Origin of the sequence: Phenylobacterium sp., from assembly GCF_030646615.1 — a bacterium.
Classification (GTDB): Bacteria; Pseudomonadota; Alphaproteobacteria; order Caulobacterales; family Caulobacteraceae; genus Phenylobacterium.
Window position 1 is genome coordinate 1 of record NZ_JAUSLG010000006.1, and the last position, 26,268, is coordinate 26,268.

General features: G+C 68.5%; 25 protein-coding genes. 11 read left to right on the forward strand and 14 right to left on the reverse strand.

Features of this window, described 5'->3' with window-relative positions; all coding sequences use genetic code 11:
- Positions 1–1,044, forward strand: a 1,044-nt coding sequence (locus Q7S93_RS00775) for an AAA family ATPase (RefSeq protein ID WP_304711596.1), incomplete at its 5' end; no start/stop codon positions are given.
- Between the two features lie 60 nt (positions 1,045–1,104).
- On the opposite strand, the gene Q7S93_RS00780 is transcribed toward Q7S93_RS00775, so the two are convergent.
- The 5 genes from Q7S93_RS00780 to argH all read right to left on the reverse strand — a co-directional run bounded on the left by Q7S93_RS00780 (position 1,105) and on the right by argH (position 5,186).
- Positions 1,105–1,506, reverse strand: a complete 402-nt coding sequence (locus tag Q7S93_RS00780; protein ID WP_304711597.1) for a hypothetical protein — start codon at positions 1,504–1,506, stop codon at positions 1,105–1,107.
- Positions 1,507–1,580: 74 nt separating this feature from the next.
- On the reverse strand, positions 1,581–2,111 hold the full coding sequence (locus tag Q7S93_RS00785; RefSeq protein WP_304711598.1) for a hypothetical protein: 531 nt from the start codon (positions 2,109–2,111) through the stop codon (positions 1,581–1,583).
- A gap of 77 nt (positions 2,112–2,188) precedes the next feature.
- The gene (gene lysA, locus Q7S93_RS00790) at positions 2,189–3,457 is read right to left on the reverse strand and encodes a diaminopimelate decarboxylase (RefSeq protein WP_304711599.1); all 1,269 of its coding nucleotides are present in this window, start codon (positions 3,455–3,457) and stop codon (positions 2,189–2,191) included.
- A complete protein-coding gene (locus Q7S93_RS00795; protein WP_304711600.1) occupies positions 3,454–3,744 on the reverse strand; it encodes a hypothetical protein in 291 nt (96 codons plus the stop codon). Before Q7S93_RS00795 ends, lysA begins: the two co-directional genes overlap by 4 nt.
- Positions 3,741–5,186 carry an argininosuccinate lyase gene (gene argH / locus Q7S93_RS00800; protein WP_370652035.1) on the reverse strand — a complete coding sequence of 482 codons (1,446 nt, stop codon included), beginning with the start codon at positions 5,184–5,186 and terminating at the stop codon, positions 3,741–3,743. Before argH ends, Q7S93_RS00795 begins: the two co-directional genes overlap by 4 nt.
- Here argH and Q7S93_RS00805 point away from each other — a divergent pair, their 5' ends adjacent.
- Complete coding sequence (locus tag Q7S93_RS00805) at positions 5,187–5,804, forward strand: TlpA family protein disulfide reductase (protein ID WP_304711601.1); 618 nt, start codon at positions 5,187–5,189, stop codon at positions 5,802–5,804.
- Between the two features lie 79 nt (positions 5,805–5,883).
- Here the strand turns inward: Q7S93_RS00805 and Q7S93_RS00810 are convergent, their stop codons facing one another.
- The 5 genes from Q7S93_RS00810 to Q7S93_RS00830 all read right to left on the reverse strand — a co-directional run bounded on the left by Q7S93_RS00810 (position 5,884) and on the right by Q7S93_RS00830 (position 10,963).
- Positions 5,884–6,684, reverse strand: a complete 801-nt coding sequence (locus Q7S93_RS00810) for an acyl-homoserine-lactone synthase (RefSeq protein WP_304711602.1) — start codon at positions 6,682–6,684, stop codon at positions 5,884–5,886.
- A 68-nt stretch (positions 6,685–6,752) separates the two neighbouring features.
- Positions 6,753–7,484 carry a helix-turn-helix transcriptional regulator gene (locus tag Q7S93_RS00815; RefSeq protein ID WP_304711603.1) on the reverse strand — a complete coding sequence of 244 codons (732 nt, stop codon included), beginning with the start codon at positions 7,482–7,484 and terminating at the stop codon, positions 6,753–6,755.
- 31 nt (positions 7,485–7,515) lie between these two features.
- Positions 7,516–7,947: a helix-turn-helix domain-containing protein gene (locus Q7S93_RS00820; protein ID WP_304711604.1), complete on the reverse strand. Its 432-nt coding sequence runs from the start codon at positions 7,945–7,947 to the stop codon at positions 7,516–7,518.
- A gap of 679 nt (positions 7,948–8,626) precedes the next feature.
- Positions 8,627–10,633 (reverse strand): hybrid sensor histidine kinase/response regulator, encoded by a 2,007-nt coding sequence (locus tag Q7S93_RS00825; RefSeq protein WP_304711605.1) that lies wholly within the window; start codon positions 10,631–10,633, stop codon positions 8,627–8,629.
- Positions 10,634–10,732: 99 nt separating this feature from the next.
- Positions 10,733–10,963, reverse strand: a complete 231-nt coding sequence (locus Q7S93_RS00830; RefSeq protein ID WP_304711606.1) for a hypothetical protein — start codon at positions 10,961–10,963, stop codon at positions 10,733–10,735.
- Between the two features lie 263 nt (positions 10,964–11,226).
- Here Q7S93_RS00830 and Q7S93_RS00835 point away from each other — a divergent pair, with 263 nt between their 5' ends.
- Complete coding sequence (locus Q7S93_RS00835) at positions 11,227–13,014, forward strand: long-chain-acyl-CoA synthetase (RefSeq protein WP_304711607.1); 1,788 nt, start codon at positions 11,227–11,229, stop codon at positions 13,012–13,014.
- A gap of 12 nt (positions 13,015–13,026) precedes the next feature.
- Here Q7S93_RS00835 and Q7S93_RS00840 read toward each other — a convergent pair whose 3' ends face one another.
- Positions 13,027–14,523: a sensor histidine kinase gene (locus Q7S93_RS00840; RefSeq protein ID WP_304711608.1), complete on the reverse strand. Its 1,497-nt coding sequence runs from the start codon at positions 14,521–14,523 to the stop codon at positions 13,027–13,029.
- A gap of 157 nt (positions 14,524–14,680) precedes the next feature.
- On the opposite strand from Q7S93_RS00840, the gene uvrC reads away from it, so the two are divergent.
- From uvrC to Q7S93_RS00860, 4 genes are all read left to right on the forward strand, one after another.
- Positions 14,681–16,540 carry an excinuclease ABC subunit UvrC gene (gene uvrC / locus Q7S93_RS00845; protein ID WP_304711609.1) on the forward strand — a complete coding sequence of 620 codons (1,860 nt, stop codon included), beginning with the start codon at positions 14,681–14,683 and terminating at the stop codon, positions 16,538–16,540.
- 53 nt (positions 16,541–16,593) lie between these two features.
- Complete coding sequence (locus Q7S93_RS00850) at positions 16,594–16,857, forward strand: hypothetical protein (RefSeq protein WP_304711610.1); 264 nt, start codon at positions 16,594–16,596, stop codon at positions 16,855–16,857.
- Positions 16,858–16,878: 21 nt separating this feature from the next.
- On the forward strand, positions 16,879–17,502 hold the full coding sequence (pgsA, locus tag Q7S93_RS00855) for a CDP-diacylglycerol--glycerol-3-phosphate 3-phosphatidyltransferase (protein ID WP_304711611.1): 624 nt from the start codon (positions 16,879–16,881) through the stop codon (positions 17,500–17,502).
- Between the two features lie 255 nt (positions 17,503–17,757).
- Positions 17,758–18,585, forward strand: coding sequence for an SH3 domain-containing protein (locus tag Q7S93_RS00860; protein ID WP_304711612.1), 828 nt, complete (start codon positions 17,758–17,760; stop codon positions 18,583–18,585).
- A 61-nt stretch (positions 18,586–18,646) separates the two neighbouring features.
- Here the strand turns inward: Q7S93_RS00860 and Q7S93_RS00865 are convergent, their stop codons facing one another.
- Entirely contained in the window at positions 18,647–19,543 is an 897-nt protein-coding gene (locus tag Q7S93_RS00865; protein ID WP_304711613.1) for a pirin family protein, read from the reverse strand.
- Between the two features lie 74 nt (positions 19,544–19,617).
- On the opposite strand from Q7S93_RS00865, the gene Q7S93_RS00870 reads away from it, so the two are divergent.
- A complete protein-coding gene (locus tag Q7S93_RS00870; protein ID WP_304711614.1) occupies positions 19,618–20,430 on the forward strand; it encodes a hypothetical protein in 813 nt (270 codons plus the stop codon).
- Here Q7S93_RS00870 and Q7S93_RS00875 read toward each other — a convergent pair.
- Positions 20,427–21,524 (reverse strand): hypothetical protein, encoded by a 1,098-nt coding sequence (locus Q7S93_RS00875; protein WP_304711615.1) that lies wholly within the window; start codon positions 21,522–21,524, stop codon positions 20,427–20,429. The two genes, Q7S93_RS00870 and Q7S93_RS00875, sit on opposite strands and share 4 nt — an antisense overlap.
- Positions 21,525–21,670: 146 nt before the next feature.
- Between Q7S93_RS00875 and Q7S93_RS00880 the strand changes: the two genes are divergently transcribed.
- Complete coding sequence (locus Q7S93_RS00880; RefSeq protein ID WP_304711616.1) at positions 21,671–22,189, forward strand: hypothetical protein; 519 nt, start codon at positions 21,671–21,673, stop codon at positions 22,187–22,189.
- Positions 22,190–22,388: 199 nt separating this feature from the next.
- On the forward strand, positions 22,389–23,729 hold the full coding sequence (locus Q7S93_RS00885; RefSeq protein WP_304711617.1) for a DUF6880 family protein: 1,341 nt from the start codon (positions 22,389–22,391) through the stop codon (positions 23,727–23,729).
- Positions 23,730–23,762: 33 nt separating this feature from the next.
- On the opposite strand, the gene Q7S93_RS00890 is transcribed toward Q7S93_RS00885, so the two are convergent.
- A complete protein-coding gene (locus Q7S93_RS00890) occupies positions 23,763–24,260 on the reverse strand; it encodes an Lrp/AsnC family transcriptional regulator (RefSeq protein ID WP_304711618.1) in 498 nt (165 codons plus the stop codon).
- A gap of 141 nt (positions 24,261–24,401) precedes the next feature.
- Between Q7S93_RS00890 and Q7S93_RS00895 the strand changes: the two genes are divergently transcribed.
- Positions 24,402–26,268 (forward strand): indolepyruvate ferredoxin oxidoreductase family protein (locus Q7S93_RS00895; protein WP_304711619.1); only part of this gene is annotated, 1,867 nt, incomplete at its 3' end.

A 26,268-nucleotide genomic window follows, 5' to 3' on the forward strand; every position in this document is an offset into this window, starting at 1 on the left:
CGGGTGGCCGGGGGCGGGGCCAAGCAGGATCTCATGGTGGCCGAAGAGGTCACCGCGGACGACATTGCCGAGGTCATTTCCGCCTGGACCGGCATCCCCGCCGGACGCATGCAGCAGGGCGAGAGCCAGAAGATGCTGGAAATGGAGCACGTGCTGGGCGAGCGGCTCATCGGCCAGGCCAAGGCCGTCACTGCGGTCTCTGACGCCGTCCGCCGGGCCCGGGCCGGCATCAGCGACCCCAACCGGCCCACCGGCTCCTTCCTGTTCCTCGGCCCCACGGGCGTCGGCAAGACCGAGCTGACCAAGGCCCTGGCCGAATACCTGTTCGACGACGAGGCGGCGGTCACCCGCCTCGACATGAGCGAGTACATGGAAAAGCACAGCGTCAGCCGGATGATCGGGGCTCCCCCCGGCTATGTCGGCTACGACGAGGGCGGCGCCCTGACCGAGGCGGTGCGCCGGCGGCCCTACCAGGTGGTGCTGTTCGACGAGGTCGAGAAGGCCCATCCGGACGTGTTCAACATCCTGCTTCAGGTGCTGGACGACGGCCGGCTGACCGACGGCCAGGGCCGCACCATCGACTTCCGCAACACCCTGATCATCATGACCTCGAACATGGGCTCGGAATTCCTGGCCGCCCAGGCCGAGGGCGAGCCGGTGGAGGCCGTGCGGCCGATGGTCATGGACGTGGTGCGCAGCCATTTCCGCCCCGAACTGCTGAACCGGATCGACGAGATCATCCTCTTCAAGCGGCTGGGCCGGGCGGAGATGGACAACATCGTCGGCATCCGGCTCAAGCGGGTGGAGAAGATGCTCGCCGACCGTCGCATGGCCCTGTCGCTGAACGCCTCGGCCATGACCTGGCTGGGGGACAAGGGCTACGACCCGGTCTATGGCGCCCGGCCGCTCAAGCGGGTGATCCAGAAGGCGCTGATCGATCCGATCGCCCGCAAGCTGCTGGCCGGCGATCTGGAGGACGGCTCGGTGATAGAGGTGCGCGCCGGCGAGGACGGCCTGGAAATCGGCCGCGCCCAGGTTCACTGACCGGGTCCGCCCGCGCGACGAGCTTGACGCCCTTCCTGCCAGCAGGAGGGGCGTCTTTCGTTATCCCTTGGTCTGTCGCAGGCGCTGGCCGGCATAGATGTCAGCCAGGGTCAGGCCCAGAATGACGCCGTAGAAGAGGGCCAGCCCCCGCCATTGGCGCGAGTCCGCCGGGCGCGCCTTGAGCAGCACGGCGACCTGGCCTGCGCTATTCAGGCCCTGGGCGATCAGCCAGCGCTTGTCGCCGCCATCCAGCAGCAGGCCTGCTCCGGCCGCCATTTCCCGCAAGCCCAGGGTGCGGACCATGGAGGCTTCACCAAGCCCCGTTCGGCCGGCGATGGCCACGGGCCGGGCCGCCTTGATCAGGCCGATGGCCAGGCTCGCCAGGCCCAGGGCGTAAATGGTGGGGCGGGCGGCGGCCGGGGTCTTCGGCAGGGTCTCTTGGGTCTTGGGAAGCGAAGCCATGGGCAGAAAAGACTTCGCCCGCCGCCGGGTTCCGGCGACGGGCGAAGGATTGGCTCACGCTTGCGTCAGCAGATCTAGAGATCGACGGGACTGACCCGGCCGCCGCGGGTGACAACCCGGCGCATGATGGCCACGCTCTCGCCGCCGGCCAGGGGGCGGGCCACGGTGATCACGAACCAGGCCCCATCGGGCAGGTTGGAGAAGCTGAAGCGGTCCGCCGCGTCGCAGGTGGTGCGCCGCACGAAGGAGGAATAGTCATCATTGGGCGCCGAGGGCGTCCGGGCGCGGACCTCGTCGGCCGGCAGGGCGGCGGCGTCCGGCGAGGAATAGAGGATGCTCATCCGCCGCCGGGTCCAGGGCGTCTCCGGCGTCAGGACCACGCCGGCGCCCGAGCAGGTGAAGCGCGCGGCCCCCTGGCGATAGGTCAGCCGGCCATCGATCGTGTTGCGTCCCGGAACCGCCGACCACGAGAAGTCCTCCGGTCGGAAGACGGTGGGCGAGGCGGGCGAAACCCCCGGCGGCGGAGGCGGCGGCCCCATGGTCGGGGCGCAGGCGGTAGCCAGGGCGAGCGTGGCGGAGACCGCCAGGATGCGAAGCTTGGACATGGGCCGACCATAATTAAGGTCTGTGACAGATGCCAACACTAGATGCGTCACGCCGACGCAGGTCTGGACAGACCCCCTCAAAGCCAGGGCGCTGAAGCCTCCCGGGCGAGCATCTCCTCGTAGGAGGGTCTCGGCCGGACGACGGCGAAGTCGGCGCCCTTGACCAGCACCTCGGGAACCAGGGGGCGGCTGTTGTACTCGCTGGCCATGGAGGCGCCATAGGCGCCGGCGCTCATGAAGGCCACCAGGTCGCCGGTCTCGAAGGTGGGCAGGGACCGGTCGCGGGTGAAGGTGTCGCCGGTCTCGCAGACGGGTCCGACCACGTCATAGGGCTTGGTTTCCCCCACCCGGGGACGGACGGCGCGGATGTCGTGATAGGCGTCGTACATGGCCGGCCGCAGCAGGTCGTTCATGGCCGCGTCCAGCACCAGGAAGCGCCGGCCCTCAGGCCGCTCGTGGACGTGCACCACCTGCGCCAGCAGCACCCCGGCGTTGGCCGCGATCACCCGGCCGGGCTCGAAGGCCAGCGCCACGTCCAGGCCGCGGGTGGCTTGGGCCACCACCTTGGCGTAGTCGGCCGGGGAAGGCGGTTCCGGCTGGTTGAAATAGGGCACGCCCAATCCGCCGCCCAGGTCCAGGCGCTCCACCGACAGGCCCTCGCCCTTCAGGCGACCGACCAGGCCCGCCATCTTGGCGAAGGCCTCGGCCATGGGTGCGAGGTCCGTGATCTGGCTGCCGATATGGCAGGCCACGCCCACGGGGTTCAGCCAGGCGTTGTTGGAGGCCTGGGCGTAGAGCCGCTCAGCCTCGGCGAAGGAGACGCCAAACTTGTTCTCCGACTTGCCGGTGGCGATCTTGGCGTGGCCGCCGGCCGCGACGTCAGGATTGACCCGAAAGGCGATGGTGGCGCGCCGCCCCAGCCCCTCGGCCACCTGGGCGATGGCGATCATCTCCGGCTCGGACTCGACATTGATCTCGCTGACCCTGGTGTCCAGGGCGAAGGCGATCTCGGCCCGCGTCTTGCCGACGCCGGAGAAGACGATGCGCTCCGGCGGCACGCCGGCGGCCAGGGCGCGACGGATCTCGCCCTCGGACACGGTGTCGGCGCCGGCGCCGAGCCGCGCCAGGGTCTTGAGCACGGCCAGGTTGGAGTTGGCCTTCACCGCAAAGGCGATCAGCGGATCGCGCACGCCTTCGGCCTGCAGCGCGTCGCGCAGGACCGTGTAGTGCCGCTCGAAGGTGGCGGTGGAATAGACATAGACCGGCGTGCCGACCGCCTGGGCGATGTCGGCCAGGGCCACGTCCTCGCAGAAGAGCTCGCCCTCCCGCAGATCGAAATGATTCATCGGGGATTGGCGTAGGGGTCGGGCAGGGCGCCCTGGGGCGAGGACGAGGTGGGGCTGGAGGCGGTGCCTTCGATGGGCAGGGTTCGCGGCGGGGCGGGATTGGTGGCGCGGGTGCGCGGATCGACCGTGTCCACCGGCTTGCTGGCCGACGGACGCGGCGCGACGATCTCGCCGGTGGCCGGGTCGCCCCACAGGGGCGGCGGACGATCAAGACCGCCGGCCTTGCCGCAGGCGGTCAGGACGAGCGCGCTGGCCAGGGCCATGAGCAGCGGGGCGCGGAGGTTCATTTCAGCAAGTCCTTCCAGCGGGCGACCTGGGCGCGAACCTGGTCGGGGGCGGCGCCGCCATAGCTTTTGCGGCTGGCCACGGATGCGGCCGGTGTCAGAACCTCATAAACGCCGGAGCCGATGCGCGGGTCCAGGGCCTTCATCTCGTCCAGGGGCAGATCGGCCAGATCGCAGGCCAACTGCTCGGCCCGCTTCACCGCCGCGCCGGTGATGTGGTGGGCGTCGCGGAAGGGCATGTCGAGGGTCCGCACCAGCCAGTCGGCGAGATCCGTGGCCGTCGAGAAGCCGGCCCCGGCCGCGGCGGCCATGCGCGCAGCATTCGGTGTCAGGTCGGCGACCATGCCGGTCATGGCGCCGAGCGACAGGTCGAGCACGTCGAAGGCCTCGAAGGTCGGGACCTTGTCCTCCTGCATGTCCTTGGAATAGGCCAGCGGCAGGCCCTTCATCACCACGGCCAGTTGGGTGAAGGCCGCCAGCATGCGGCCGGCCTTGGCCCGGACCAGTTCGGCGGCGTCGGGGTTCTTCTTCTGCGGCATGATGGACGAGCCGGTGGTGAAGGCGTCCGACAGGGCGATGAAGCCAAACTGCGGCGTCATCCAGATCACGATCTCCTCGGCCAGGCGCGACAGGTGCGTGGCGCAGATGGCGCCGGCCGCCAGGGCCTCGAGCGCGAAGTCGCGGGACGACACGCTGTCGAGGGAATTGGCCGTGGGCCGCGCAAACCCCAGGGCCTTGGCCGTCGCGTGACGGTCGATGGGGAAGGGCGAGCCGGCCAGGGCTGCGGCGCCCAAGGGGCATTCGTTCATGCGGACCGCCGCATCGGTGAAGCGCGAGGCGTCGCGGCCGAACATCTCCACATAGGCCATCAGATGGTGGCCGAAGGTCACCGGCTGGGCCGGCTGCAGGTGGGTGAAGCCCGGCATCAGGGTGTCGGCGTGGGCCTCGGCCTGGGCGACCAGGGCCCGCTGTAGGGCCTGGAGCTGGTCGGCGGTGCGATGGCAGGCCTCGCGAACCCACATGCGGAAGTCCAGGGCCACCTGGTCGTTACGCGAGCGCGCCGTGTGCAGCCGCCCGGCCGCCGGCCCGATCAGCTCGCGCAGGCGGGCCTCCACATTCATGTGGATGTCTTCGTATTCGTCGCGGAACGGGAAGGTCCCCTCGGCGATCTCCGCCTCGATCCGGGAAAGGCCCCCCTGGATGGCCGCCTCGTCGTCGCTGGAGATCACCCCCTGGGCGCGCAGCATGGCGGCATGGGCTCGCGAGCCGGCCAAGTCCTGGGGCGCCAGGCGTTTGTCGAAACCGATAGAGACATTGATCGCCTGCATCAGGTCGGCGGGCTTGGCCGAAAAGCGGCCGCCCCACATGGCCTGGCCCTGGCCGGAGGCCTCGCCTTTCGCCATATGGACGTCATGCTGCGGAATCTTGGAGGCGTTGTCGGTCATATGAACGGTCAATCAGAGGCGAGACCCGGACCCAGCCTGTTCCGCTGGGCCCTCTGGGGCGTCGCCGCCTTCGGCGTCGCGGCGGTGGTCTACATCATCGTTCAGGCTTCCACCAATCCCGATGCGAACCGCGGCCTGCGCGCCTTCGCCAAGGGCGAGATGGCCGCCCTGCAGACCCCGGCCGAACCGCGCCCCGCCCCGGTGACCACCATCTATGATCCCGAAGGTCAGCCCCTGCGTCTCAACGCTTTTCAGGGCGAGGTGGTGGTGCTGAACCTGTGGGCCACCTGGTGCCCCCCTTGCGTGGCCGAGATGCCGACTCTCGCCGCCTTGGCCGCCCACTATGAGGGCCAGCCCGTCCGCGTGCTCGCCGTCAGCATCGACCGCCCCGACGATGTGGATCGGGCGAGGGCCTTCATCGCCCAGCACGCGCCGCTGGAATTCTACAGCGATCCGAACATGAAGCTCGCCTTCGACCTGGTGCCGCCGGCGCCGGGCATGCCCACCACGGTGATCTATGGCGCGGATGGGGTCGAGCGGGCCAGGCTATCGGGCGGGGCGGACTGGGGCGGCGCGGACGCCATCGCGCTGGTGGATCACGTCCTGGCCGCCGATTAGAATGCGATCGGACGGCGCATAGGGTCGGGCGCGGCGGAGGCCGCCGCGCCCTCTCACTCCGAGACGACCAGGTCGAGGGTCAGGCGTCGGTTCGCGTCTTTTCCGACTGAGCCGCCCGGCGGCCGTCGAAATAGGCATAGAGGGCTGCGGCCTCGGCGATGGCGTGCGGCCCTTCGTCCATCTCGACCATCGGCCGCACAGCCGCGTTCGCCCGGCGGAATTGGTTTTCAATGCCTTGGAAGTCGCCGCATAGGGCGATGTCCTCGTCCTCGACCTCGTAGCCAGCGGCGCTGAGGCCGCCGAGGCTTTCGCGCAGACGGGCGATTTCCGAGGCGCCGATGGGCGCATAGACCCCGGCCATCACGCCGAAGGCGTAGGGGGCCGGCAGGCCGGTCAGCTTCAGATCCCAGGCGATGTTGGAGGCCAGCGGATAGAGGCGCATGTCCACCATCCCCACCAGGCGGCGCGCCCCGTGGGCGAAGGCCACCTCCATGGCCGCCAGGAAGGCCTCGGCCACCCGACGCCCGCCGCGGCGGTTCTTGCGATAGGCGTGGGTTGAGAAGATGCGGCTCATTTCCCAGGCCTCGGCGCCTTTTAGCTCCGGCGCGCCCTGGGCGATCATGTGGGGAAAGGCGTCGGTGAGAATGCAGCCGTCGAGGGTCGAGCGCACCCGCAGGCCGACCTCGATCTCGTCGTCGGGGCCAAGCCCCAGCAGATAGACGGCCAGGTCGTCGTCGAACTGATCGACTTCGCCCCCATCGACCACTTTGAGATCGGTCCAGCCATTCTCCTCGATGAAGTGGAGGCGGCGAAGCTGGTGCATCTCCTGCAACTGGCGGGCGTAGAGGTGGCGGTTCTTAGAGGTCACGATATGGATCACGGCGAAGCTCCAGGGAGGAAGGTCCGCCCTGATGCTGCGCGCCTGTCTCCCGCGACCCTATGGGGTGATCACCCTATGACCGGGCGGATCAGGCCCTGGCGCAGGGCTGCGGTCACCGCCTGCATGCGGGTGGAGACGTCCAGCTTGCGCTTGGCCCGCTCCACATGGTGGTTCACGGTCTTGGGTGAGATGTCGAGAATGGCCCCGATCTCCCAGTCGCTCTTGCCCAGCGCCACCCACTCCAGGCATTCGGCTTCACGGGTGCTCAGCAGACCCGGCCCAGGGCGATCGCCGGCCATTTCGTGGAGACGCACGGCCAGGGTGGCGAAGACCACCCCGACGCTTTCCAGCAGCGGCCGATGGGCCAGGTCGAACCGCGACGTGGGGCTGGCCATCCGCAGGACGATCTTCTCGCCGATCGGACCTGGCATCTGGACGACAAAGGCGTTGGCGAGGCCCTCGGCGAGGGCGTCCTGCCACATGCCCGCCGCCGCGGCCGGCGCGGCTTCGCGCACGTCGGTCCAGGTGAAGCCGGTGCGATTGGCGGAAATCCAGTCCGAGCAGGGGTCCTGCTCGATATAGCGCTCGCGCCAATAGCGCTGGTCCCAGTCGATGAAGCCGTGCCGAGAAACAATCGTCGGGACATCAGCCATCCGCAGGCCCGACAGTCGCGTGCAGCAGTAGCGATCGAATCCGAAGATTTCGAGCGTGCGGAGAAAATGCGCCTCCAGCACGCGCAAATCCCGATGCTCTGGCGCTTCGGACAGGAAGGCCCAGCTCAGGCTCTCAATGGACGACATCAACGACGGACCCTCTTCAGCCGGGAGGGACTTAAGCGGGTTCGCGGTTCCTCGTCACCTGTCCGTCCCCCTGGACGTTGGCCGGCGTCAGGATGCGCAGGAAGTTGACCAGCGAGGTCCGCGCATCGGCCGGCAGTTGCTCATAGGCGGTCAGGAGCTCAAGCGCGCCGGGGGTGCGAAGCCGCGACAGCAGGTCGAGATCAACGCTGGGTTCCTCGTCGGGAGTGTCCAGCACGTCCAGCAGGTCGGTGACCCGGCAACGCAGGGCGCGGGCGATCTGCACCAGTCGGGAGAAGGAGATGCGGTTGGCGCCGTTCTCGTACTTCTGGATCTGCTGGAAGCTGACGCCACATTGCTCGGCCAGGGCCTCCTGGGACATGCTGATGGTCCGTCGGCGGATACGCACGGCCGCGCCGAGCGCGATATCCATCGGGTCGGGGGTCTTGATCGAGGACTCAGTCAAGCCGTTCTCCTTTGTCAGACGCGCCATCAAGCGCGATGGGCCAGCCAATTGAGGCGTTGGTTTCAAACCTGAGAGGTTGTCCAATCGCCCCACCACTCGCCTAGCGTGGCTAACGCATGAGTTGCAAGAATGGTGTTCTACGAAAATGGGTAGATGTTGACCCTAGGGACTCCGGGACCCGGCGCAACGGTCCCAAGTTGAGCGCTACGCGCGCCACAGTTGCATCTTAGACGCGTTTCTAACTGGCTCAGGCGGCGGTTCCCAAGGCGTTGAGCCAGCCAGGGAGCCAGGTCGATTCTCGCCACGCCGCGGCAATTGGCCGCCTCGCATGTCGCCCAAAGGGCGAAGCCGGATTGTTTCACCTCTGAAAGAAACGGGTCTGTCTCCAGCGCGTCGGATGCAAAAGTTCCATCTGCCATAGGTCACCTCCGACCGAACAAAAGCAGAACATAGACCCTGTGGCGACTCCGCTCCAAGGGCGCCAGCCCAAAGCGCTATTTCAGGTGGAGCCGACCGTAAAATCCTGTGCGAGAGGGGCGCTGATGCGGGCGATAGGTCCCTCGACTGCCGATCCAGTCTCTTGTTCAGAGATCGCCTAGGCCATAGGCGCCTGTTAAGCACGTTGAAACCATTACCCAAATCGTCGCACGTCAACCGGCGACAGTCTTGGCCAGCGCCCTCAGGCGGCGTTGACGTTGTGGCTCTCGACCACGCTCTGCAGCACGGCGATCAGGCGCTCGGCCTCAATCGGCTTGGGCATGTGCAGGTCGGCCCCGGCCTCCAGACTGGCGGCCCGGTGTTCGGGCAGAGTGTTGGCGGTCAGCATGACGATGGGCGTGCGGCCCCGCGCGGCGTCGGTCTCGCGGGCGCGGATTTTGCGGATGGCGGTCAGGCCGTCCATCACCGGCATCTGCATGTCCATCAGCACAATGTCGAAGGGCGCCGCCTCAAAGGCCTCGCAGGCCTCCAGGCCATTCTCGGCCAGCACCAGCTCGACGTCGAACTCGGCCAGCAGCACCTCGACCACCTGCCGGTTGATCGGGTGGTCATCGGCCACCAGAATCCGCAAGGGTCGCTCGGCGGGCTGAAGGGCCTCAGGCTGTTCAGCTTGCGCCCCGGCCGGGGGGAGGGGCAGGTCGACCCAGAAGACGGCGCCGCGCCCCGGCCCCGCGCTGTCAGCGTCGATTTCGCCGCCCATCAGCTCCACCAGTTGCCGGCTGATGGCCAGGCCCAGGCCCATGCCGCCGAAGCGTCGGCTGATGGTCGCGTCGGCCTGGGTGAAGCGCTTGAAGAGGTCGGCCTTGCCGGCCGGGTCAAAGCCCATGCCGCTGTCTTCGACCGTGAAGCGCCAGCGGGCCTCGTCCAGGGGACTGAGGCGCAAACGCACCTGACCCGCGGGGGTGAACTTCACGGCGTTGACCACCAGATTGGCCAGCACCTGCTTCAGCCGCAGGGGATCGCCCAGGACCAGGGTTTCGGCCCGGGGATCGATCTCCAGGACCAGGGCCAGGCCCTTCTCCGTCGCCCGCGGCGCCAGAAGAGTCTCAAGCATGCGGACGGCCTCAGCCAGATGGAAGGGCTCGGCCGTGATCTCGACCGTGCCGGCCTCCATGCGCGAGACATCCAGGAGGTCCGACAGCAACCGCTCCAGGCTGAGACCCGAGCTGCGAATGATCTGCACCATGTCCCGCTGAACCCGGGTCAGGGTGGTGCGCTCCAGGGCCGAGGCCACGGCGACCACGCCGTTCAGCGGCGTCCGAATCTCGTGGCTCATATTGGCCAGAAATTCGGCCTGGGTCCGCTGGGCGGCCATCTGCTGGCGCCAGGACCGTCGCGCGCGGGTGACCATCACCGCGGCCACGGCGCCGAAGGCCAGCAGGACGGCGAGGACCGGCAGGAAGGACCGCCGCAGCAGGGCGGCCCCCGGCTTCTGGGGCGTCCAGGCCAGCACCAGCGGCGCGTCGGCGTCCAGGACGTCGATGCTGAGCTGGGCGTCATCCGGAGCGGTCGAGACGGCGCCCAGGCCGGTTCGGAGATCACCCAGCAGATAGCGGTCCTGCAGCACCTCGATCGAGACCTGCTCAATGGGCAGCAGGGTCAGCAGGATCGGCGCCCGGTCGCCGAGCGGCTGGACGCCGCCCTGGTCGGGCTGAAACAGGCTGGCTGTGGCCAGGCGTATGCGGCCGTCTATGGCGACGAAGCCGCTGGCCTGGATCGGGTCGGGATGGCCGACCGGGAGCGGGCGCCAGGGCCCACGACGGGCCTCGGCGGCGCGGACCTGGGACACCAGGGCGGAAAACACCGCGACCGGCCCCGTGCCCGGATCGGCCCGGTCGCGGTCCTGGCGGTGATAGATGGGTTGATCCTCGCCATCGATGACCAGAAGGCGGCTGAAATCGAAGCCCAGCGCGTAGAAGTCATTGAGGTTGGCGTCCGCCCAGGCCAGGTCGCCGCGGTGGTCCAGATGCAGCACCGCCTCGTCCCACACGGTCTCCGGGACGATGGAGGCCTCCACCTCGGCCACGGCCGAGGCCAGGCCCTGGCGCACCAGTTCCTGCTCGCGCAGGCGGGTGCTCTCGTCGACGCCTCGGCTCCAGAAGACTAGGCTCAGGACGAAGACCGCCATGGCCGCCAGGGCCAGCAAGGCGGTGGGAAGCAGCAGGCCAAGGCCGCTCAAGCGACGCATCAATGACTCTCCGAGATCCTCCGGCGGCTTACTGGAGTAGGTCATCGATATAGATCACATATCTCTGTTCGACCAAGTCTGGTGAGGCTTGCGGTCGATCTAACGGTCGTGGGAATCCCGGTCGGAGCGGACCTTCACCCGCTCGGGCGCGGGCCAGATGCGCACGGCGACCGCCGCGGTGACCGAACCGAAGATGGCGATCAGGGCGCCGGCGGCCTGAATTTCATTCATGCCGGTGGCCATCAGTCGGCCGGCCATGGCGCCCGAAACGAAGACGAGGCCGGCGGTGCCCCATTCGGCCATGCCTTGCGAAAACAGCGCCTTGAGCATTGCTCACTCCACCTTCTGCGGTCTGGCGATCCTGCGCCCGGGGCTCTTAGTCAATCCTTACAGAGACCGGCCTGCGTCATCGGACCGCAGTCCGCGTCCTGATTCTCAGGAACGATGGAGAGACCGGGTTGGACGGAATTTCGGCGCCGGCGCCAAAGTCGGCGGCGGCGGGCGGTCCGCCGCTCCCCGGGGGCGCGAAGGGCCGCTTCGGCTTGACCCGCCGGGGAACCCAACGCCAAGGTATGCGTAGTGGGAGGGTGTTTATGCGCTTGAAAGACCGGCTGGGACGCGAGTGGCGGTTTTTGCGCAAGCTCCGGCGAACCCTTGGGCGGGTGAAGTCCATTGCCCCGGACTCCCCGAACCTGATCTGTGACGACCTGCAGGAGGCGATGGACAAGTGGCGTGACCGCCCGGCCATGACCTTCGAAGGGCGCACCATCACCTATGGCGAGCTGGATGGCATCGCCAATCGCTACGCCCATTGGGCGAAGGGGATCAATCTGCGCCGCGGCCAGACCGTGGCGCTCTTCATGCCTAACCGGCTGGAATATTTCTGCGTCTGGTACGGCCTGTCCAAGGTCGGCGTGATCACCGCCCTGATCAACAACCAGCTGACCGGCGCGGCTCTGGCCCACTGCCTGACCATTTCCGGGGCCAGTCACTGCATCGTGGACCCCGAGACCTCGGGCGCGTTCGAAGACGTGCGGGACGGATTGGAGACGCACGTCCAGCAATGGGTCCTCGGTGAGGCCCGCGGCGAGCAGCGTGACCTGATCCAGGCCCTGAAGAGCTGCAGCCAGTTGCCGCCGGATCGCAGCGTGCGCGAGGGCATGGTCGCTCGCGACACCTGTCTCTACATCTACACCAGCGGGACGACGGGGTTGCCGAAGGCCGCCCGGATCACCCATGTCCGCGCTCAGCTCTATATGCGGGGTTTCGCCGGCTCCACGGGGGCCGAGGCGAAGGACCGGATCTATGTGGCCCTGCCGCTCTATCACGCCACTGGCGGTCTCTGCGCCCTGGGGGCGGCTTTGCTGAACGGCGGGTCGGTGGTGCTCAAGAAGCGCTTCTCGGCCACCCAGTTCTGGCCCGATATCGTGGCCGAGGGCTGCACCATGTTCGTCTATATCGGCGAGCTCTGCCGCTATCTGGTGAACCATCCGGAGTCCCAGGAAGAGACCCGCCACAAGCTGCGCCTGGCCTTCGGCAATGGCCTGCGCCCCGACGTGTGGTCGGTCATGAAGAGCCGCTTCCGCATCCCCGACATCCTGGAGTTCTACGGCTCCACGGAGGGGAACGTGTCGATGTTCAACTTCGACGGCAAGGAAGGGGCCATCGGCCGCGTGCCGCGCTATCTGCGCAGTCGCTTCAACTTCCGCCTGGTCCAGTTCGACGTGGAGAACGAGGTCCCGATCCGGGGTCCGGACGGCTTCTGTGTCGAATGCGGCCCCGGCCAGATCGGCGAGTGCGTCGGCCGCATCGGCGGCGACGCCCGGGCCGAATACACCGGCTATGTCGACAAGGCGGCCAGCGAGAAAAAGGTGCTCAAGGACGTCTTCGCCAAGGGCGACGCCTGGTTCCGCACTGGCGACCTGTTGCGCCAGGACGCCGAGGGCTATTTCTACTTCATCGACCGGATCGGCGACACCTTCCGCTGGAAGGGCGAGAACGTCTCGACCAACGAGGTCTCCGCCCGCCTTCAGGAGGCGCCGGGCGTCCTGGAGGCCAATGTCTATGGGGTCGCGGCGCCGGGCGCCGATGGCCGCGCCGGCATGGCCGCCCTGGTGACGGAGTCCGAATTCGACCTGGCCGCCTTCGGCGAGCATGTGGCCCGCGAACTTCCCAGCTACGCCCAGCCCCTGTTCCTGCGGATGATGCCGGCCATGGAGACCACCGGCACCTTCAAGCAGCGCAAGGTGGACCTGGTGGAGCAGGGCTTCGACCCCGGCAAGGTCAAGACGCCGCTGTACTTCAAGGATCCTGACAAGGGCTATGTGAAGATCACCAAGACGGTGTTCGCCAAGCTCACGGCCGGCGGCTACCGCCTCTAGACGCAGGGGGCCTCAGGCGGCGACCTCTGCGCCCATCGTCTCGGCGTTCAGGGTCAGTCGGAGGTGGCAGCGGAGGCCGCTTTCTTCGAAGGCCAGACGCGCCTCGCCGTCGATGTCACCCTGCAGGCTGCGCTCGATCAGGCGAGAGCCAAAGCCCTGGCGGAGCGGGGCCGATACGGGCGGGCCGCCCTGCTCGCTCCATTCGAGGTTGAGGCGCGAGCTACCGGCCTCCTCGCGCACGGTCCACTCCACCCGCACACAGCCTTCCGTGGTCGACAGCGCCCCATACTTGGCTGCGTTGGTGACCAGCTCGTGGAACACCAGGCCGAGGGTCAAGGTCTCGGTCGGTGACAGGGCGACCCTAGGGCCGTCCAGCCTGTAGCGCTCGGCGCCGTGGGGGCGGAGCTCCATCAGGATCACTTCGTCCAGCGGCGCGCCGCGCCAGACCGACTGGGTCAGCAGATCGTGGGTGGTCGACAAGGCCAGCAGGCGCGCCTCGAAAGCCTCACGGAAATCAGCGGGGCTGGCCGTGGTCCGCAGGGTCTGGGCGGCGATGGCCTGGACGGTGGCCAGGGTGTTCTTCACTCGGTGGTTCAGCTCATCCAGCAGCAGCTTCTGCTGGCGCTCGGCCCGCACCCGGGCGGTGACGTCGCTGCCCTCGATGAACACCCCCCAGGGAACCCCGCGGCCATCGAGAATGGGCTGGTAGATGAAGTCGAGGAAGCGCTCCTCCGGCGGTCCGTCGGCCTGCCTTTGCAGGAGGATGCTGGCGGCCTGACCGACATAGGGCTGGCCCGTGCGCATCACCTCGGTGAGGATGTCCTGGAAGACCTGGCCCTCCAGCTCCGGCAGGGCCTCCAGCAGGGGGCGGCCGATCACGGCGCGGCGGCCGATCAGGCTCTGATAGGCGTTGTTCACCAGCCGGAAGACGAAGTCCGGCCCGATCAGCACCGCCATGAAGCCCGGCGCCTGCATGAACAGATTGCGAATCTGATTGGTCTCCTCGACCAGGACCAGATTGGTCTGCTGAAGCTCCTGCGCCCGCTGATAGAGCTGGGTGGCGCTTTCGATGGGGGTCTCCACCACCGCGCCGGGCGGACCGTAGGCGATGTCCTTCAGGCGCTCGATCTCGGTGACGTCCACCGTGTTCTGGAGCACATAGGCGACGTTTCCGGCCGGATCGAACAGCGGGGTATGAACCGCCGACCAGAAGCGCATCTCAAATCCCCCACCCCGCGAGACAGGGAGGGGAATGGCGTAGGGAATGAGCGCCAGGGTGTCGGACTGTCCGGTGTCCAGAACCTTCTGGAAGGACTCGCGCAACTGACGGCCGCCATCACCGGGATTGGGGAACAGATCGAAGATGTTGCGGCCGATCAGTTCGTCGCGGGCGCGTTCGGTGACCCGCTGATAGGCGAGATTGGCTTCGACGAAACGCAGTTCGCGATCGAGCACCATGTGGGGGCTCGGCAAGGTTTCGAACAGCGTCCTGAAGTCGATCTGCGGCAAAGCTACCCCCGTGTTTTCCGGTAACGCTCTCACCGGGGAAGCGATCCACAGGCGCGTGTCGGCCCATAACGGGCCGGTCGCGGGACATCAACAATCTCCTCCGCGTGTAAACGCCGCGCCTCTGGGTCTGTCGCCTGGAGTCGCCTATATCGGCCTGATGGTTGCACCCCACGCCGCGCCGCTCATTGGCGGCGCCCTCATCAAGGACCACGTCAAGCGCCTCCCGGACGCGCCCGGCGTCTATCGCATGGTCGGCGACGACGGCGAGGTGCTCTATGTGGGCAAGGCGCGCTCGCTCAAGAAGCGCGTGACCCAGTACGCCCAGGGTCGTTTTCACACCCAGCGCATCGCCCTGATGGTCGATCTGACCCGGTCGATGGAGTTCGTCACCACCCGCACCGAGACCGACGCCCTGCTGCTCGAGATCAATCTGATCAAGCAGCTGAAGCCCCGGTTCAACGTCCTGCTGCGGGACGACAAGAGCTTTCCCGAGATCGTCATCCGCCGGGACCATGACGCGCCGCAGCTGCGCAAGCACCGCGGCGCCCACACCATCAAGGGGGACTATTTCGGACCCTTCGCCAGCGCCTGGGCGGTAAACCGGACGCTCAACACCCTGCAGAAGGCCTTCCTGCTCCGGTCCTGTTCCGACAGCGTCTATGAGACCCGTGCGCGCCCCTGCATGCTGCACCAGATCAAGCGCTGCGCCGCCCCCTGCACGGGCCTGGTCTCGCTGGAGGACTACGGCGCCCTGGTGGACGAGGCCGAGGCCTTCCTGCGGGGCAAGAGCCGGGCGGTGATGGCCAAGCTCTCGGGGGAGATGCAGGCCGCGTCGGACGAGATGGAGTTCGAGCGGGCCGCCCGCCTGCGCGACCGCATCCGAGCGTTGGCCTCCGTCGCCCAGGAACAGCAGATCAACCCCGAGAGCCTGGAGGAGGGCGACATCATCGCCCTGCATGGGGAAGGCGGTCAGGCCTGCGTCCAGGTCTTCTTCTTCCGCGGCGGCCAGAACTGGGGCAACCGCGCCTATTTCCCCCGGGTCGACAAGAGCGACGAGGAGGCCGATGTCATGGCCGCCTTCCTCGGTCAGTTCTATGAGGACAAGCCGATCCCCAAGCTGATCCTGACCAATGTGGAGCCGGCCGACCGGGACCTCCTCTGCGAAGCCTTCGCCCTGAAGGCCGGCCGCAAGGTGGAGATCCTCAAGCCCCTGCGCGGGGAAAAGCGCCAGCTGGTCGAGCACGCCCTGACCAACGCCCGGGAGGCCCTGGGCCGGCGCATGGCCGAGAGCTCGGCCCAGTCCAAGCTGCTGCTCGGGGTCTGCGAGGCCTTCGGCCTGGACGCCCCGCCCGAGCGGATCGAGGTCTATGACAACAGCCACATCATGGGGACCAACGCCGTCGGCGGCATGATCGTCGCCGGGCCCGAGGGCTTCCTCAAGAACCAGTATCGCAAGTTCAACATCAAGGGGACCGACCTCACCCCCGGTGACGACTACGGCATGATGCGCGAGGTGCTGCGCCGCCGCTTCGCCCGCATGGTAAAGGATGAGGAGGCCGGCGAGGCCGCCCCGCGCCCCGACCTGGTGCTGATCGATGGCGGCGCGGGGCAACTGGCCGCCGCCCAGGAGATCATGGCCGACCTGGGCGTGGACGACATCGCCGTGGTCGGCGTGGCCAAGGGGCCGGACCGCGACGCCGGCCTGGAGCGGTTCTTCATGATCGGGCGCACCCCCTTCATGCTCGAGCCCAAGTCGCCGGTGCTTTACTACCTCCAGCGTCTGCGCGACGAGGCGCACCGGTTCGCCATCGGCAGCCACCGGGTTCGCCGGGCGATCGACATGAAGAAGAACCCGCTGGACGAGATCGACGGGGTCGGGCCCGGGCGCAAGCGGGCCCTGCTGCACGCCTTCGGCTCGGCCAAGGGGGTGTCGCGGGCCTCGGTGGACGACCTGGCCAAGGTGGACGGGGTCAGCCTGGCCCTGGCGCGGCGGATCCACGACCGGTTCCGCAAATAGACCCCGAAAGTCCGGCCCGTGCGTTATGGTCGGCCAGACTACGGAGATATCGCATGCTGCTTCGCCTGATCCTCGCCACCGCCATGCTCGCCGTCCCGGTTGCGGCCGGCGCCAGCTCACCCGACGCCTGGGCTGACTTCCGGACCGAGGTTCGCGCCAAGTGCCTGGCCCAGGCCCAGAGCCAGGGCATGCGCGCGCCCGAGGTCATCGTTCATCCCTTCGGCTCGGAATCCTATGGGATCGCCGTGCTGCGCGAGGGCGACGACAAGCGCATCTGCATCTTCGACAAGCGCACCAAGGCCGTCGAACTCACCTGATCGCAAGGCCCTGAGGCTCCGATGAAATCCCTGCCCAATATCCTGACCGCCCTGCGCCTGGTCCTGGCCCTGTACATGTTCGTGGCCCTGGCCACGGCGGCCGGCGGAACTCCGTGGCTCAGCGAACAGCTGACCATCGAGCAGCAGTTCGCCCTGCAGCGGTGGGCCTTCATCGCCTTCGTCATCGCCGCCACCACCGACTGGTTCGACGGCTGGCTGGCGCGGAAGATGGATGCGGTCAGCGTCTGGGGGGCGATCCTCGACCCGATCGGCGACAAGGTGCTGGTCTGCGGGGCGGTGCTGGGCCTGATGGCCCTGGGCCCGCAGCCGCTGGTGCTGCTGCCGGCCGGGCTGATCCTGTTCCGCGAGTTCACGGTCAGCGCCCTGCGCGAGGTGGGCGCCGGCAAGGGGGTGAAGCTGCCGGTGACGATGTTGGCCAAGTGGAAGACGGCCCTGCAGCTGACGGCCCTGGGGGCCGAGCTGTTGGTCGCCTCATGGGGCGCCTTTGGCCTGCCTCAGACCCCGGAACTGCTGGGCCCCGTCACCCTGGCGGCCCACGCGCTGTTCTGGCTGGCTGCGGTGGTGACCCTGATCACCGGGGCGCAGTACTGGGAGCAGACGCGCAAGGCCCTGGCGACGGATTAGGGGCCGGCTTCGGGAACGAGGTTTGCGGCGGCGGGCGCCCGCCGCCCGTGCGGTCCAATTGCATCATGCGAACCAGCATCGCTTCGCCAGCCATGCGCAGCATCATCGACCCTCTCCCTTGATCGGCGCGAGCGATCTCGCCTGGGGTTACCGATAATGAGAATGAATCTCATATCTGGTCAAGAATGAGACGGCGTGGGGAGCAAACGTCACCGTGGCGCGTTAGGATGCCTTCGAACAGCTGAGGAGATTCTCATGCGCCCCATTCTTCTTTCCATGGCCGCCGTTGTGGCCCTTACCGGCGCGCCGTCCCTGGCCGCAGCCCAGACCGCCTCGGGCACGCCGCTCGGCAACTTCTTCGCCTGTGAGGCCAGCGGCCAGCGCCAGGAAACCGGCGCTTTGCTCGGCGGCGTCGCCGGCGCCCTGCTGGGCAGCCAGGTCAGCAAGAACGAACGCGCCCTGGGCGCCGTTCTGGGCGCGGGCCTCGGCGCCGCGGCCGGCTCCTGGGTCGGTTGCCGCATGCAGGTCAGCGAGCAGCAGCGGGTCGTCAACGCCGTCGAAACGGCGCTGAACACCGATCGCAGCCAGACCTGGAATGATCCCACCACCGGGACCACAGGCCGGGTCGACATCATCAACGCCAATGTCGGCGGCGGCGGTGGCGGCGGCGTGTCCTATGGTCAGGCGACCTCGGCGGCCAATCTGCGCTTCGGCGGTCGCGTGCAGCCCCTGCGCACCTCGTTCGAGCCGACCAACGCCCAGTTCACCACGTCCAGCACGGTTAATCTTCGCGGCAGCCCCAGCGCCAACGGCGCGGTGGTCGGACAACTGCGCGGGGGCCAGACCTTCAACGTCGCCGGCCGGGTGGCGGGCGACCGTTGGCTGCTGGTGGAACAGAACGGCTATATCACCGGCTATGTGGCCGAATGGGTGGTGCAGCCCGCCGCCAGCGGCGGCGGCTACGCCAACGCCAACTGCAAGCTGGTCCAGCAGACCATCCAGCCCCGCATGGGCCAGAGCACCACCGAGCGCTACACCGCCTGCCGCGAGGCCGGGGGCGGCTGGCGCCTCACCGCGGCCTGATCGCTCGGGCTGACGGGCGAAAATCAGGGCCTGGGCGCGCGACGCCCAGGCCCTTTTTCGTTCAGGACATCGGGTTGGCTTCCGGCGGCGGATCGCCGGGCAGGGGGATGAACTCCTGGTCGTCGGCGTCGGGCAGCTTCATGCGGCCGGCCCGCCAGTCTGCCTTGGCCTGCTCGATCCGGTCCTTGGACGACGAGACGAAGTTCCACTCGATGAACCGTTGGCCCACCGGCTCGCCGCCCAGCAGCATGACGATGGCCTCGGTGACCCCGGTGAACAGCACCGGCTGACCCGGCTCGAACACCAGCATCTGACCTTCGCTATAGGTATGACCGTCCACCTCCACCTGGCCGCGCGCCACATAGGCCGCCCGCTCCGGATACTCGGCCGGCAGCTGCGCCCGGGCGCCCGGCTGCAGGGTCCAGTGCACATAGAAGAGCGGCGAGTGGACGGGGACCTTGGACTGAGCGCCGAACGCCGCCCCGGCGATCAGGACCGCGCTGAGGCCAGGCTCTTGGTGGCGGACCAGATCATCGGCGCCGAAGTGGACGAAGTCCGGGTCGGTCTCCTCATCGGCCTCCGGCAGGGCGATCCAGGCCTGGATGCCGTCCATCCGGCCGCCCTCATGGCGCAGATGCTCGAACCGCTCGGAGTGGGTGATCCCCTTGCCGGCCGTCATCCAGTTGACCTCGCCAGGCTTGATCTCCTGGATCGCGCCCACGCTGTCGCGGTGGGTGATCTGGCCGTCGAAGAGATAGGACAGGGTCGACAGCCCGATATGCGGGTGGGGTCGGACGTCCACATTGGCTGGAAAGCCAGGGTCGAACTGGGCCGGCCCCATATGGTCGAAGAAGATGAAGGGGCCGACCATCCGGCGTGGCCCATAGGGCAGGACACGGCCCACCTCGAAGCCGCCCAGATCCTTCCGGCGCTGTTGGATCACCCGTTCAATCGTCATGGTCGTCTCCCGTTTGGCCATGGTCGCCCAGGACTATAGAACGTCTCGGCGCCAAGGGCAGTTGGAGGATGGGCTTGGAGCCTCAACGCGAGACCTACCGGCCGCCCTGGCTGCTCTGGGTGGTCGCGGCCTTGGCCATCCTGGTGGGCGGGCTGTCCCTCTATCGGGAGATCACGGGCCAGAACGATGGCTCGGATCTTAGAGCCGACCCCCGTCTCGCCCCGGTTCACCAGGCCCAGCTCCTGGAGGCGGCGCGCGCCGCCTATGCCATCCTGCGCACGCCGGAATTCGCTGCGGCGCTGAAAGAGGTCGCCGGCGACCAGCCGATCTATGTGTCCCGCGGCCGGGGAGAGCGATCCGCCGAGGTCGTCCTGGACGGCCTGACGGGCCGGGGGCGCTACCTGCCGGTCCGGTTGATCATGATGGACCCGACCAGGGCTGAGTCCCGGAGCCACTACGCCGCCGGCGGCGGCCTCGGCTATGTCAGCCAGGACGGCGAGATCCACCTGCCGCCCGAGGTGCTGGCCGACTGGAGCGCCGATGACCCCGTCCGCCGGTCCTGCGCCATCAACACCCTGGCCCATGAGATCGCCCACACCATCTCGATCTCGCCCTTCGTCTTCACGCCCGCCTTCACCGACACCCGGCTGGGCGAGCGCGCCATCCCCCGCCGGGGAGAGGGCGACAGCCCGGTGGCCTCCTACCTGATCGGATCGGCCGCCCAATGCGCCTGGCTCCGGCAGCAGGGCCGCATCGTGGCGGGCGAGGTCCGCGCCTGCGTGGAGGTGTTCGGAACCCGAGGCTTCAACGACCGCTGTACGGCCTTCGGCCCCGGAGAACCCATCCGCGAACGCCCCGACCTGCCCCCGCCCATGCGGCCGCTCTAGGCCCGGGACCGGGGCGTGTAGGCGCCTAATTGGCCAAGGTCCTGATCGGCGTCAGGCCAGCGTAGACGAAGCCAGGCGCCGGCCCGCCGCGCCCAGCCGGCCAGGTGCGGCAGGCGCCGATGGCGCGAGGCGGCCTCGGCCGCAGCCTCCAGGGCCGAGACCATCTGCAGCCGGCTGGGCTCGCCCCTTGGCCGGTCATCCAGGCGGGGAAACCGGCTGAGCCGCTCGCCGGCGCGGGTCAGGCAGGCCGCGGCCATGCCGAGACCAAATACGCCGTCGTCGTCCGCCGCCGTCACGCCGGTCGCCAGCGCTGTCCGATAGATCTGTTCAAGCTCCGCCCGCTGGGACGGCCCCGCCACGGTCAGCCAGGCCGGCCCCGGCACATGAATGGCGGCTGCATCGACCAGGGCGTGCCGGAACTCCGCCGCCTCGAAGTCGATCAGCCGACCCTCGCCGCCCAGGCTCAGGAAATTGTTGGCTTCGCAGTCCCCGTTGGAAAACGCCTGGAAAGGGCCGGGCGCCTGCAGGATGGCGAACGCCGTCTCTACGTCGCTCTCCACGAGACCCCCGAGGGGCAGGCCAAGGGCTTCCAGCCGCCGCATCATCGCCAGGGTCGCCTGTGCCTCGGCGATCCGTTGATCGATCGGGGATGCGCCGCTGCGGATGAGACAGGCTCCGAACGCCGCACCCCGCCCGGTGGTGAGGGCGGCCAGCTCGCCGGTCGCCCGGGCGAAGGCGGCAAGCCCCGGCCAGGCGCCCGCCACGCCAGCCTCGCGGATCTGCCGGTCCAGGGGGCGGCGGGGCGCCAGGTCCTCCAAGACCAACACTCCGGCGGCCAGGTCGCTGGCCAGCAGCCGTGGCCCGCTCGCCACGCCGATGTCCTGCAGGAAGGTGAGGCCCGCATGCTCCACAAGGATCTGGCGCCGATCGCTCCGCACCGCGCCGCCGCGTCGCCATTTCACGATCACCGAGTCGTGCGCCTGCTCCAGTTGGCCGCGCATCACAGACCAAGGCTCCAGCCGCGCCCACGACACGATCCTGTCACCGATGAGCGCTTCCAGCGCATCGCGGGTTGGGCCGTTGTCTGTGTCCATCCTGTCCCCCCATGTGTCGCTAAGCGCGACGTGTGAAAGCATGACGACAGCTCTGCATCGCTGTTGAGGTGACGTACGCTGGCGCGTCATGGAGTCGTCTGGTCACATGGCTAAGCGGTATCCTTTGCGCATCGCGGGGGGCGGTCATGGAGCGGGTGGTGATCCTGGGCTGTTCAGGCACGGGCAAGTCGACCCTGGCGCGCCGGATGGGCGCAAAGACCGGTCTGCCGGTGGTGCACCTGGACGCCCTGTTCTGGGAGCCGGGCTGGCGGGAATCCGATCCGGTGGTCTTCCGCCAGCGGGTCACCGAGGCCCTGGCCGGCGGCCGGTGGATCACCGACGGAATCTACAGTTCCAAGACCTTCGACCTGCGCCTGCCCCAGGCCGACCTGATCCTCTGGATCGAGCAGCCCCTGGCCCTGCGGCTCTGGCGGGTGATCTGGCGGGCGTTGCGGTATCGGGGCCAGACCCGCCCCGACCTGGCGCCGGACTGTCCGGAAAGGATTGACCTCGAATTCCTGAAATACATCTGGAACTTCGACCGCAAGAACCGCCCGCGGCTGGAGGCGGCCATCACCCGCCTGGCGCCGACGACGCCGCTGGTCCGGCTGCGGGGAGACCGCGAGGTCGCGCGGTTTCTGGAGGGGGTAGCGGCCCGGAGCTGAATTCCCGATCTGGCGCAGGCGAGGGCTGGGATGGGCTGTGCGCCCGTCGCGCCACCGCCCTTGCAACCGCGCAGCTTTCGCGCGTTCTAGGCGCATGGGAAAATACGATCCGCTGCGGCACGACCTGAAGCGCCGACAGACCATATTCCCGGCCCAGCCCGGGGACCGGGTCCGCTTCCGCCGGCTGGGTTGACCGCTGATGGTGCGTCGCGCCACGAGCGGGAAGAAGGTGCTCTCGCAGGCCAATCTGGCGTCCCTGGGGGCTGACCGGCTGGCCGAATTGCTGATGGAGACGGCGGGGCCGGCCCTGAAGCGCCGCCTGCGCCTGGAGCTGGCGGCCGAGGTCGGGGCGGCCGACCTGGCCTTCGAACTGGACAAGCGCCTCACGGCCCTGGAGGTCAGTCGGACGCGGGTCTCCTGGCGCAAACGGCCGGAGCTGCTCACCGAGCTGAAGACGCTGCACGGCATGATCGTCGCGCGGCTGGCCGGCCTGGAGCCCAGTCTGGCTCTGGATCGGCTGGCAGCCTGGTTCGATCTCTATCCCGGCCTCACCCGGCGGGTGCAGGACCCCAAGGGCGAGCTGGCGCTCATCTTTGACTCCGCCTCGAGCGACCTGGCGGCCCTGGCCTCGCGGCTGGGGCCGGAGATCGCCGGGCCCATCCTCGGCGAGGCGCTGGCCACCCGGCTGTCTGAATGGGCGGCCTGGGTCGGCCGCGGCGCCGAAGGCCTCAGCCCAGCCCTGGCCCGCCGCCTGCTGGTCGACCTGACCGCGGGCAAGCCCCAGCCCACGGGCCGCCTGGCGCTCGTGGTGCGACGGCTGGCCGACCGGGCGGGCGATCTGGACGCCTGGATCCTCTCCCTGTCGGACGCCGACCGAAAGAAGCCGGACACCGCCGCCGAAATCGCCCGGCGCTTGGCCCAGGATGGCCGGGCGGGGCCGGCGCGCGAGGCCTTGGAGGCGGCGAGGGCCTCGCACCCGCAGGCGCGTCCGGCCAAGGGCAAGGCCGCCGGCCCCGAACCGCAGGGCGAGACCTGGTACGCCGCCGAGATCGCCGTGCTGGAGGCCGAGGGGGATTCAGGCGCCGCCGATGCGGCGCGGTGGCGGCTGTTCGAACGCACCCTGTCGCCAGAGGCGCTGCGGACCCTGCTGGCCAAGCTGGCGGACTTCGAGGATGTGGTGGCCCTCGACCGGGCCTTCGAGATCGCCGCCGCCCACGGAGACCTGATGCGGGCCGTGGCCTTCCTGATGGACTGGCCCGCCCACCGGGAGGCCGCCGCCCTGATCCTGAAGCGGCGGTCTGAACTCCGCGGGTCCTGGAACGACCTCCCGGCCTGGGCCGAGCGGCTCTCGGCCCGTCACCCCCAGGCGGCCCTGCTGCTGGTGCGGGCGCGAGCCCTGGCCCTGCGGCGCCTGGGCGCCGGCTTCAGCGAGGAAGTCGAGCAATTGATCAGCGAGGCGGAGGTCTTGGCCGTGGGACTCGCCGAGTCTGACATTCCCAGCCACCAGGACTTTCTGAGCGAGCTGCGATCGCCTCGCTAGATTCTAGAGGTTGAGCGCTCTGCGCTCGGCGGGTTAGCCGTGCGCGCTCACATAGGGGCTGATGAGGCCCAGCGGGGCGGCGGTGGTGTTCTTGACCGCCCGGATGACGATGCGGCTCTCGATATTGGAGACGAGGCCCAGCGACAGGATCTGGTCGCGGAGGAAGTTGTCGAAGGCGTGCATGTCGCGGGTGACGATGCGCAGCTCGTAGTCCGCCGAGCCGGTGACGGTGGCGCACTGGACCACCTCGTGCAGCTTGGTGATGGCCTGCTCGAAGGCGTCGAGATTGTCCCGGGTCGGCAGGGACAGCTTGACGGTGCAATAGACCTCGAAGTTCAGGCCCAGGCGTTCGCGATCCAGGATGGTCACCCGCCGCTGGATGACGCCGGCGTCCTCCAGTCGCTTGATGCGGCGCCAGCAGGGGCTGGAGGACAGGCCGACCCGCTCGGCGATCTCGGCCACGGACAGGCCGGCGTCGTGCTGGATCAGGTCGAGGATCTTGGCATCGACGGCGTCGAGGGTCTCGGACACGCTTTTCTCCCCAATTTTCCGCATATGCGCCCGGTTCGTGCCCTGGAACCGGATGTCAGGGGCACGCCTTAGGTAAGCAATTGCGGCGTTCTTATATGATCTTGCAAGCCTATAGGGAGCCCAAAAGGGAAAGATATTGCGATGCGGCACTCAGATGTGACGCTCGACGACAAGTTTCTGCTCAACGAGGGTCGAGTTTTCATCACCGGGGTCCAGGCCCTGCTGCGGGTTCTGATGGACCAGCGACGGCTGGATGAGGCCGCGGGCCTCAATACGGCGGGCTTCCTGTCCGGCTATCGCGGCTCGCCGCTGGGCGGCCTCGACCAGCAGGCCCACCGGGCGTCCAAGCACCTGGACGCCGCCCAGGTGGTGTTCAAGGAGGGGCTGAACGAGGACCTGGCGGCCACCGCCGTCTGGGGCAGCCAGCAGGCCAATCTCTTCCCGGGGGCCCTGTACGATGGCGTCTTCGGCATGTGGTACGGCAAGGCGCCCGGCGTGGACCGCACCGGCGACGTCTTCAAGCACGCCAACTTCGCCGGGACCTGGGGGAAGGGCGGCGTGGTGGCCGTGGCCGGCGACGACCACAACTGCAAGTCCTCCACCCTGCCATCCCAGTCGGAATTCGCCTTCCAGGACTTCGAGATGCCGGTCCTGTCGCCGGCCGATGTGCAGGAGGTGCTGGACTACGGCCTGATGGCCTACGCCCTGTCGCGTTACTCCGGCCTGTGGGTCGGGCTGATCGCGCTCGCCGACACCATGGATTCCGGGATGACCATCGATGTCTCCCTGGACCGCCACCGCTTCGTGACGCCGCCCGGGTTCAAGCTTCCCGCCGACGGCCTCGGCATCCGGCTGAAGGATCAGCCGATGGACAAGGAGCGGCGGCTGCGGAGCTACAAGCTCCCCGCCGCCCTGGCGTTTGCGCGGGCCAACCGCATCGACCGGGTGACGCTGGCCTCGCCGCGGCCGCGCCTGGGCATCGTCTGCCAGGGCCAGGCCTATAAGGACGTGATCGAAGCCTTCGCCGCCATGGGCGTCAGCTCGGGTGAGGCGGCCGATCTCGGCGTGTCGATCTACAAGGTCGGCATGCCCTGGCCCCTGGAGCCCACGGGCCTGCGGGCCTTCGCCGCCGGCCTCGAGACCCTGATGGTCATTGAGCACAAGCGCCCCCTGATCGAGGGTCAGGCCCGCGCCGCCCTCTATGACCTGCCGGCCCAGGCGCGGCCGAGGATCATCGGCAAGACCGACGAGCGGGGCCATCCGCTGCTGTCGGACCTGGGCGCGCTTTCGGTGGCCGAGGTGGCGCTGGCCATCGCCGACCGCCTGCCGCCCGGGCCGCACATGGACCGGGTGCACGACTATCTGAGCCGGGTGTCGGCGGCCTCCATGGCCGCGGTGACCCTGGCCGCCGAACAGCAGCGCAAACCGTTCTTCTGCTCGGGCTGCCCGCACAACACCTCGACGCGACTTCCCGAGGGATCGCGGGCGCTGGCCGGCATCGGCTGTCACTACATGGCCAGCTTCTCCGATCCCCAGACTGACCTGAACAGCCACATGGGCGGCGAGGGCCTGACCTGGGTGGGCTCGGCGCCCTTCACCACCGAGGACCACGTCTTCGCCAATCTGGGGGACGGGACCTACAATCACTCCGGCTCGCTCGCGGTCCGCGCCTCGATCGCCGCCAAGTCGCACATCACCTACAAGCTGCTGTTCAACGACGCCGTGGCCATGACCGGCGGCCAGCAGGCCGAGAGCGGATTCACCCCGGCCCAGATCACCCGCCAGCTGGCCTCGGAAGGTATCGCCAAGACCGTCATCGTCGCCGACGATCCCAGCCGCTACGCTCACGTCACCGACCTGGCGCCGGGCGTCGAGGTGAGGCCGCGGTCTGAGCTGATCGCCGTGCAGAAGATGCTGCGCGACACGCCGGGCACCACGGTCCTGCTCTATGACCAGGTCTGCGCCACTGAGAAGCGTCGCCGCCGCAAGCGCGGGTCGATGGAAACCG

Coding starts and splice junctions, on each gene's coding strand:
- Q7S93_RS00780 (WP_304711597.1), bottom strand. CDS start 1,506: ATGGCTTCGCTTCCCAAGACCCAAGAGACCCTGCCGAAGACCCCGGCC.
- Q7S93_RS00785 (WP_304711598.1), bottom strand. CDS start 2,111: ATGTCCAAGCTTCGCATCCTGGCGGTCTCCGCCACGCTCGCCCTGGCT.
- lysA (WP_304711599.1), bottom strand. CDS start 3,457: ATGAATCATTTCGATCTGCGGGAGGGCGAGCTCTTCTGCGAGGACGTG.
- Q7S93_RS00795 (WP_304711600.1), bottom strand. CDS start 3,744: ATGAACCTCCGCGCCCCGCTGCTCATGGCCCTGGCCAGCGCGCTCGTC.
- argH (WP_370652035.1), bottom strand. CDS start 5,186: ATGACCGACAACGCCTCCAAGATTCCGCAGCATGACGTCCATATGGCG.
- Q7S93_RS00805 (WP_304711601.1), top strand. CDS start 5,187: ATGAACGGTCAATCAGAGGCGAGACCCGGACCCAGCCTGTTCCGCTGG.
- Q7S93_RS00815 (WP_304711603.1), bottom strand. CDS start 7,484: ATGTCGTCCATTGAGAGCCTGAGCTGGGCCTTCCTGTCCGAAGCGCCA.
- Q7S93_RS00825 (WP_304711605.1), bottom strand. CDS start 10,633: ATGCGTCGCTTGAGCGGCCTTGGCCTGCTGCTTCCCACCGCCTTGCTG.
- Q7S93_RS00830 (WP_304711606.1), bottom strand. CDS start 10,963: ATGCTCAAGGCGCTGTTTTCGCAAGGCATGGCCGAATGGGGCACCGCC.
- Q7S93_RS00835 (WP_304711607.1), top strand. CDS start 11,227: ATGCGCTTGAAAGACCGGCTGGGACGCGAGTGGCGGTTTTTGCGCAAG.
- uvrC (WP_304711609.1), top strand. CDS start 14,681: ATGGTTGCACCCCACGCCGCGCCGCTCATTGGCGGCGCCCTCATCAAG.
- Q7S93_RS00850 (WP_304711610.1), top strand. CDS start 16,594: ATGCTGCTTCGCCTGATCCTCGCCACCGCCATGCTCGCCGTCCCGGTT.
- pgsA (WP_304711611.1), top strand. CDS start 16,879: ATGAAATCCCTGCCCAATATCCTGACCGCCCTGCGCCTGGTCCTGGCC.
- Q7S93_RS00860 (WP_304711612.1), top strand. CDS start 17,758: ATGCGCCCCATTCTTCTTTCCATGGCCGCCGTTGTGGCCCTTACCGGC.
- Q7S93_RS00865 (WP_304711613.1), bottom strand. CDS start 19,543: ATGACGATTGAACGGGTGATCCAACAGCGCCGGAAGGATCTGGGCGGC.
- Q7S93_RS00875 (WP_304711615.1), bottom strand. CDS start 21,524: ATGGACACAGACAACGGCCCAACCCGCGATGCGCTGGAAGCGCTCATC.
- Q7S93_RS00880 (WP_304711616.1), top strand. CDS start 21,671: ATGGAGCGGGTGGTGATCCTGGGCTGTTCAGGCACGGGCAAGTCGACC.
- Q7S93_RS00885 (WP_304711617.1), top strand. CDS start 22,389: ATGGTGCGTCGCGCCACGAGCGGGAAGAAGGTGCTCTCGCAGGCCAAT.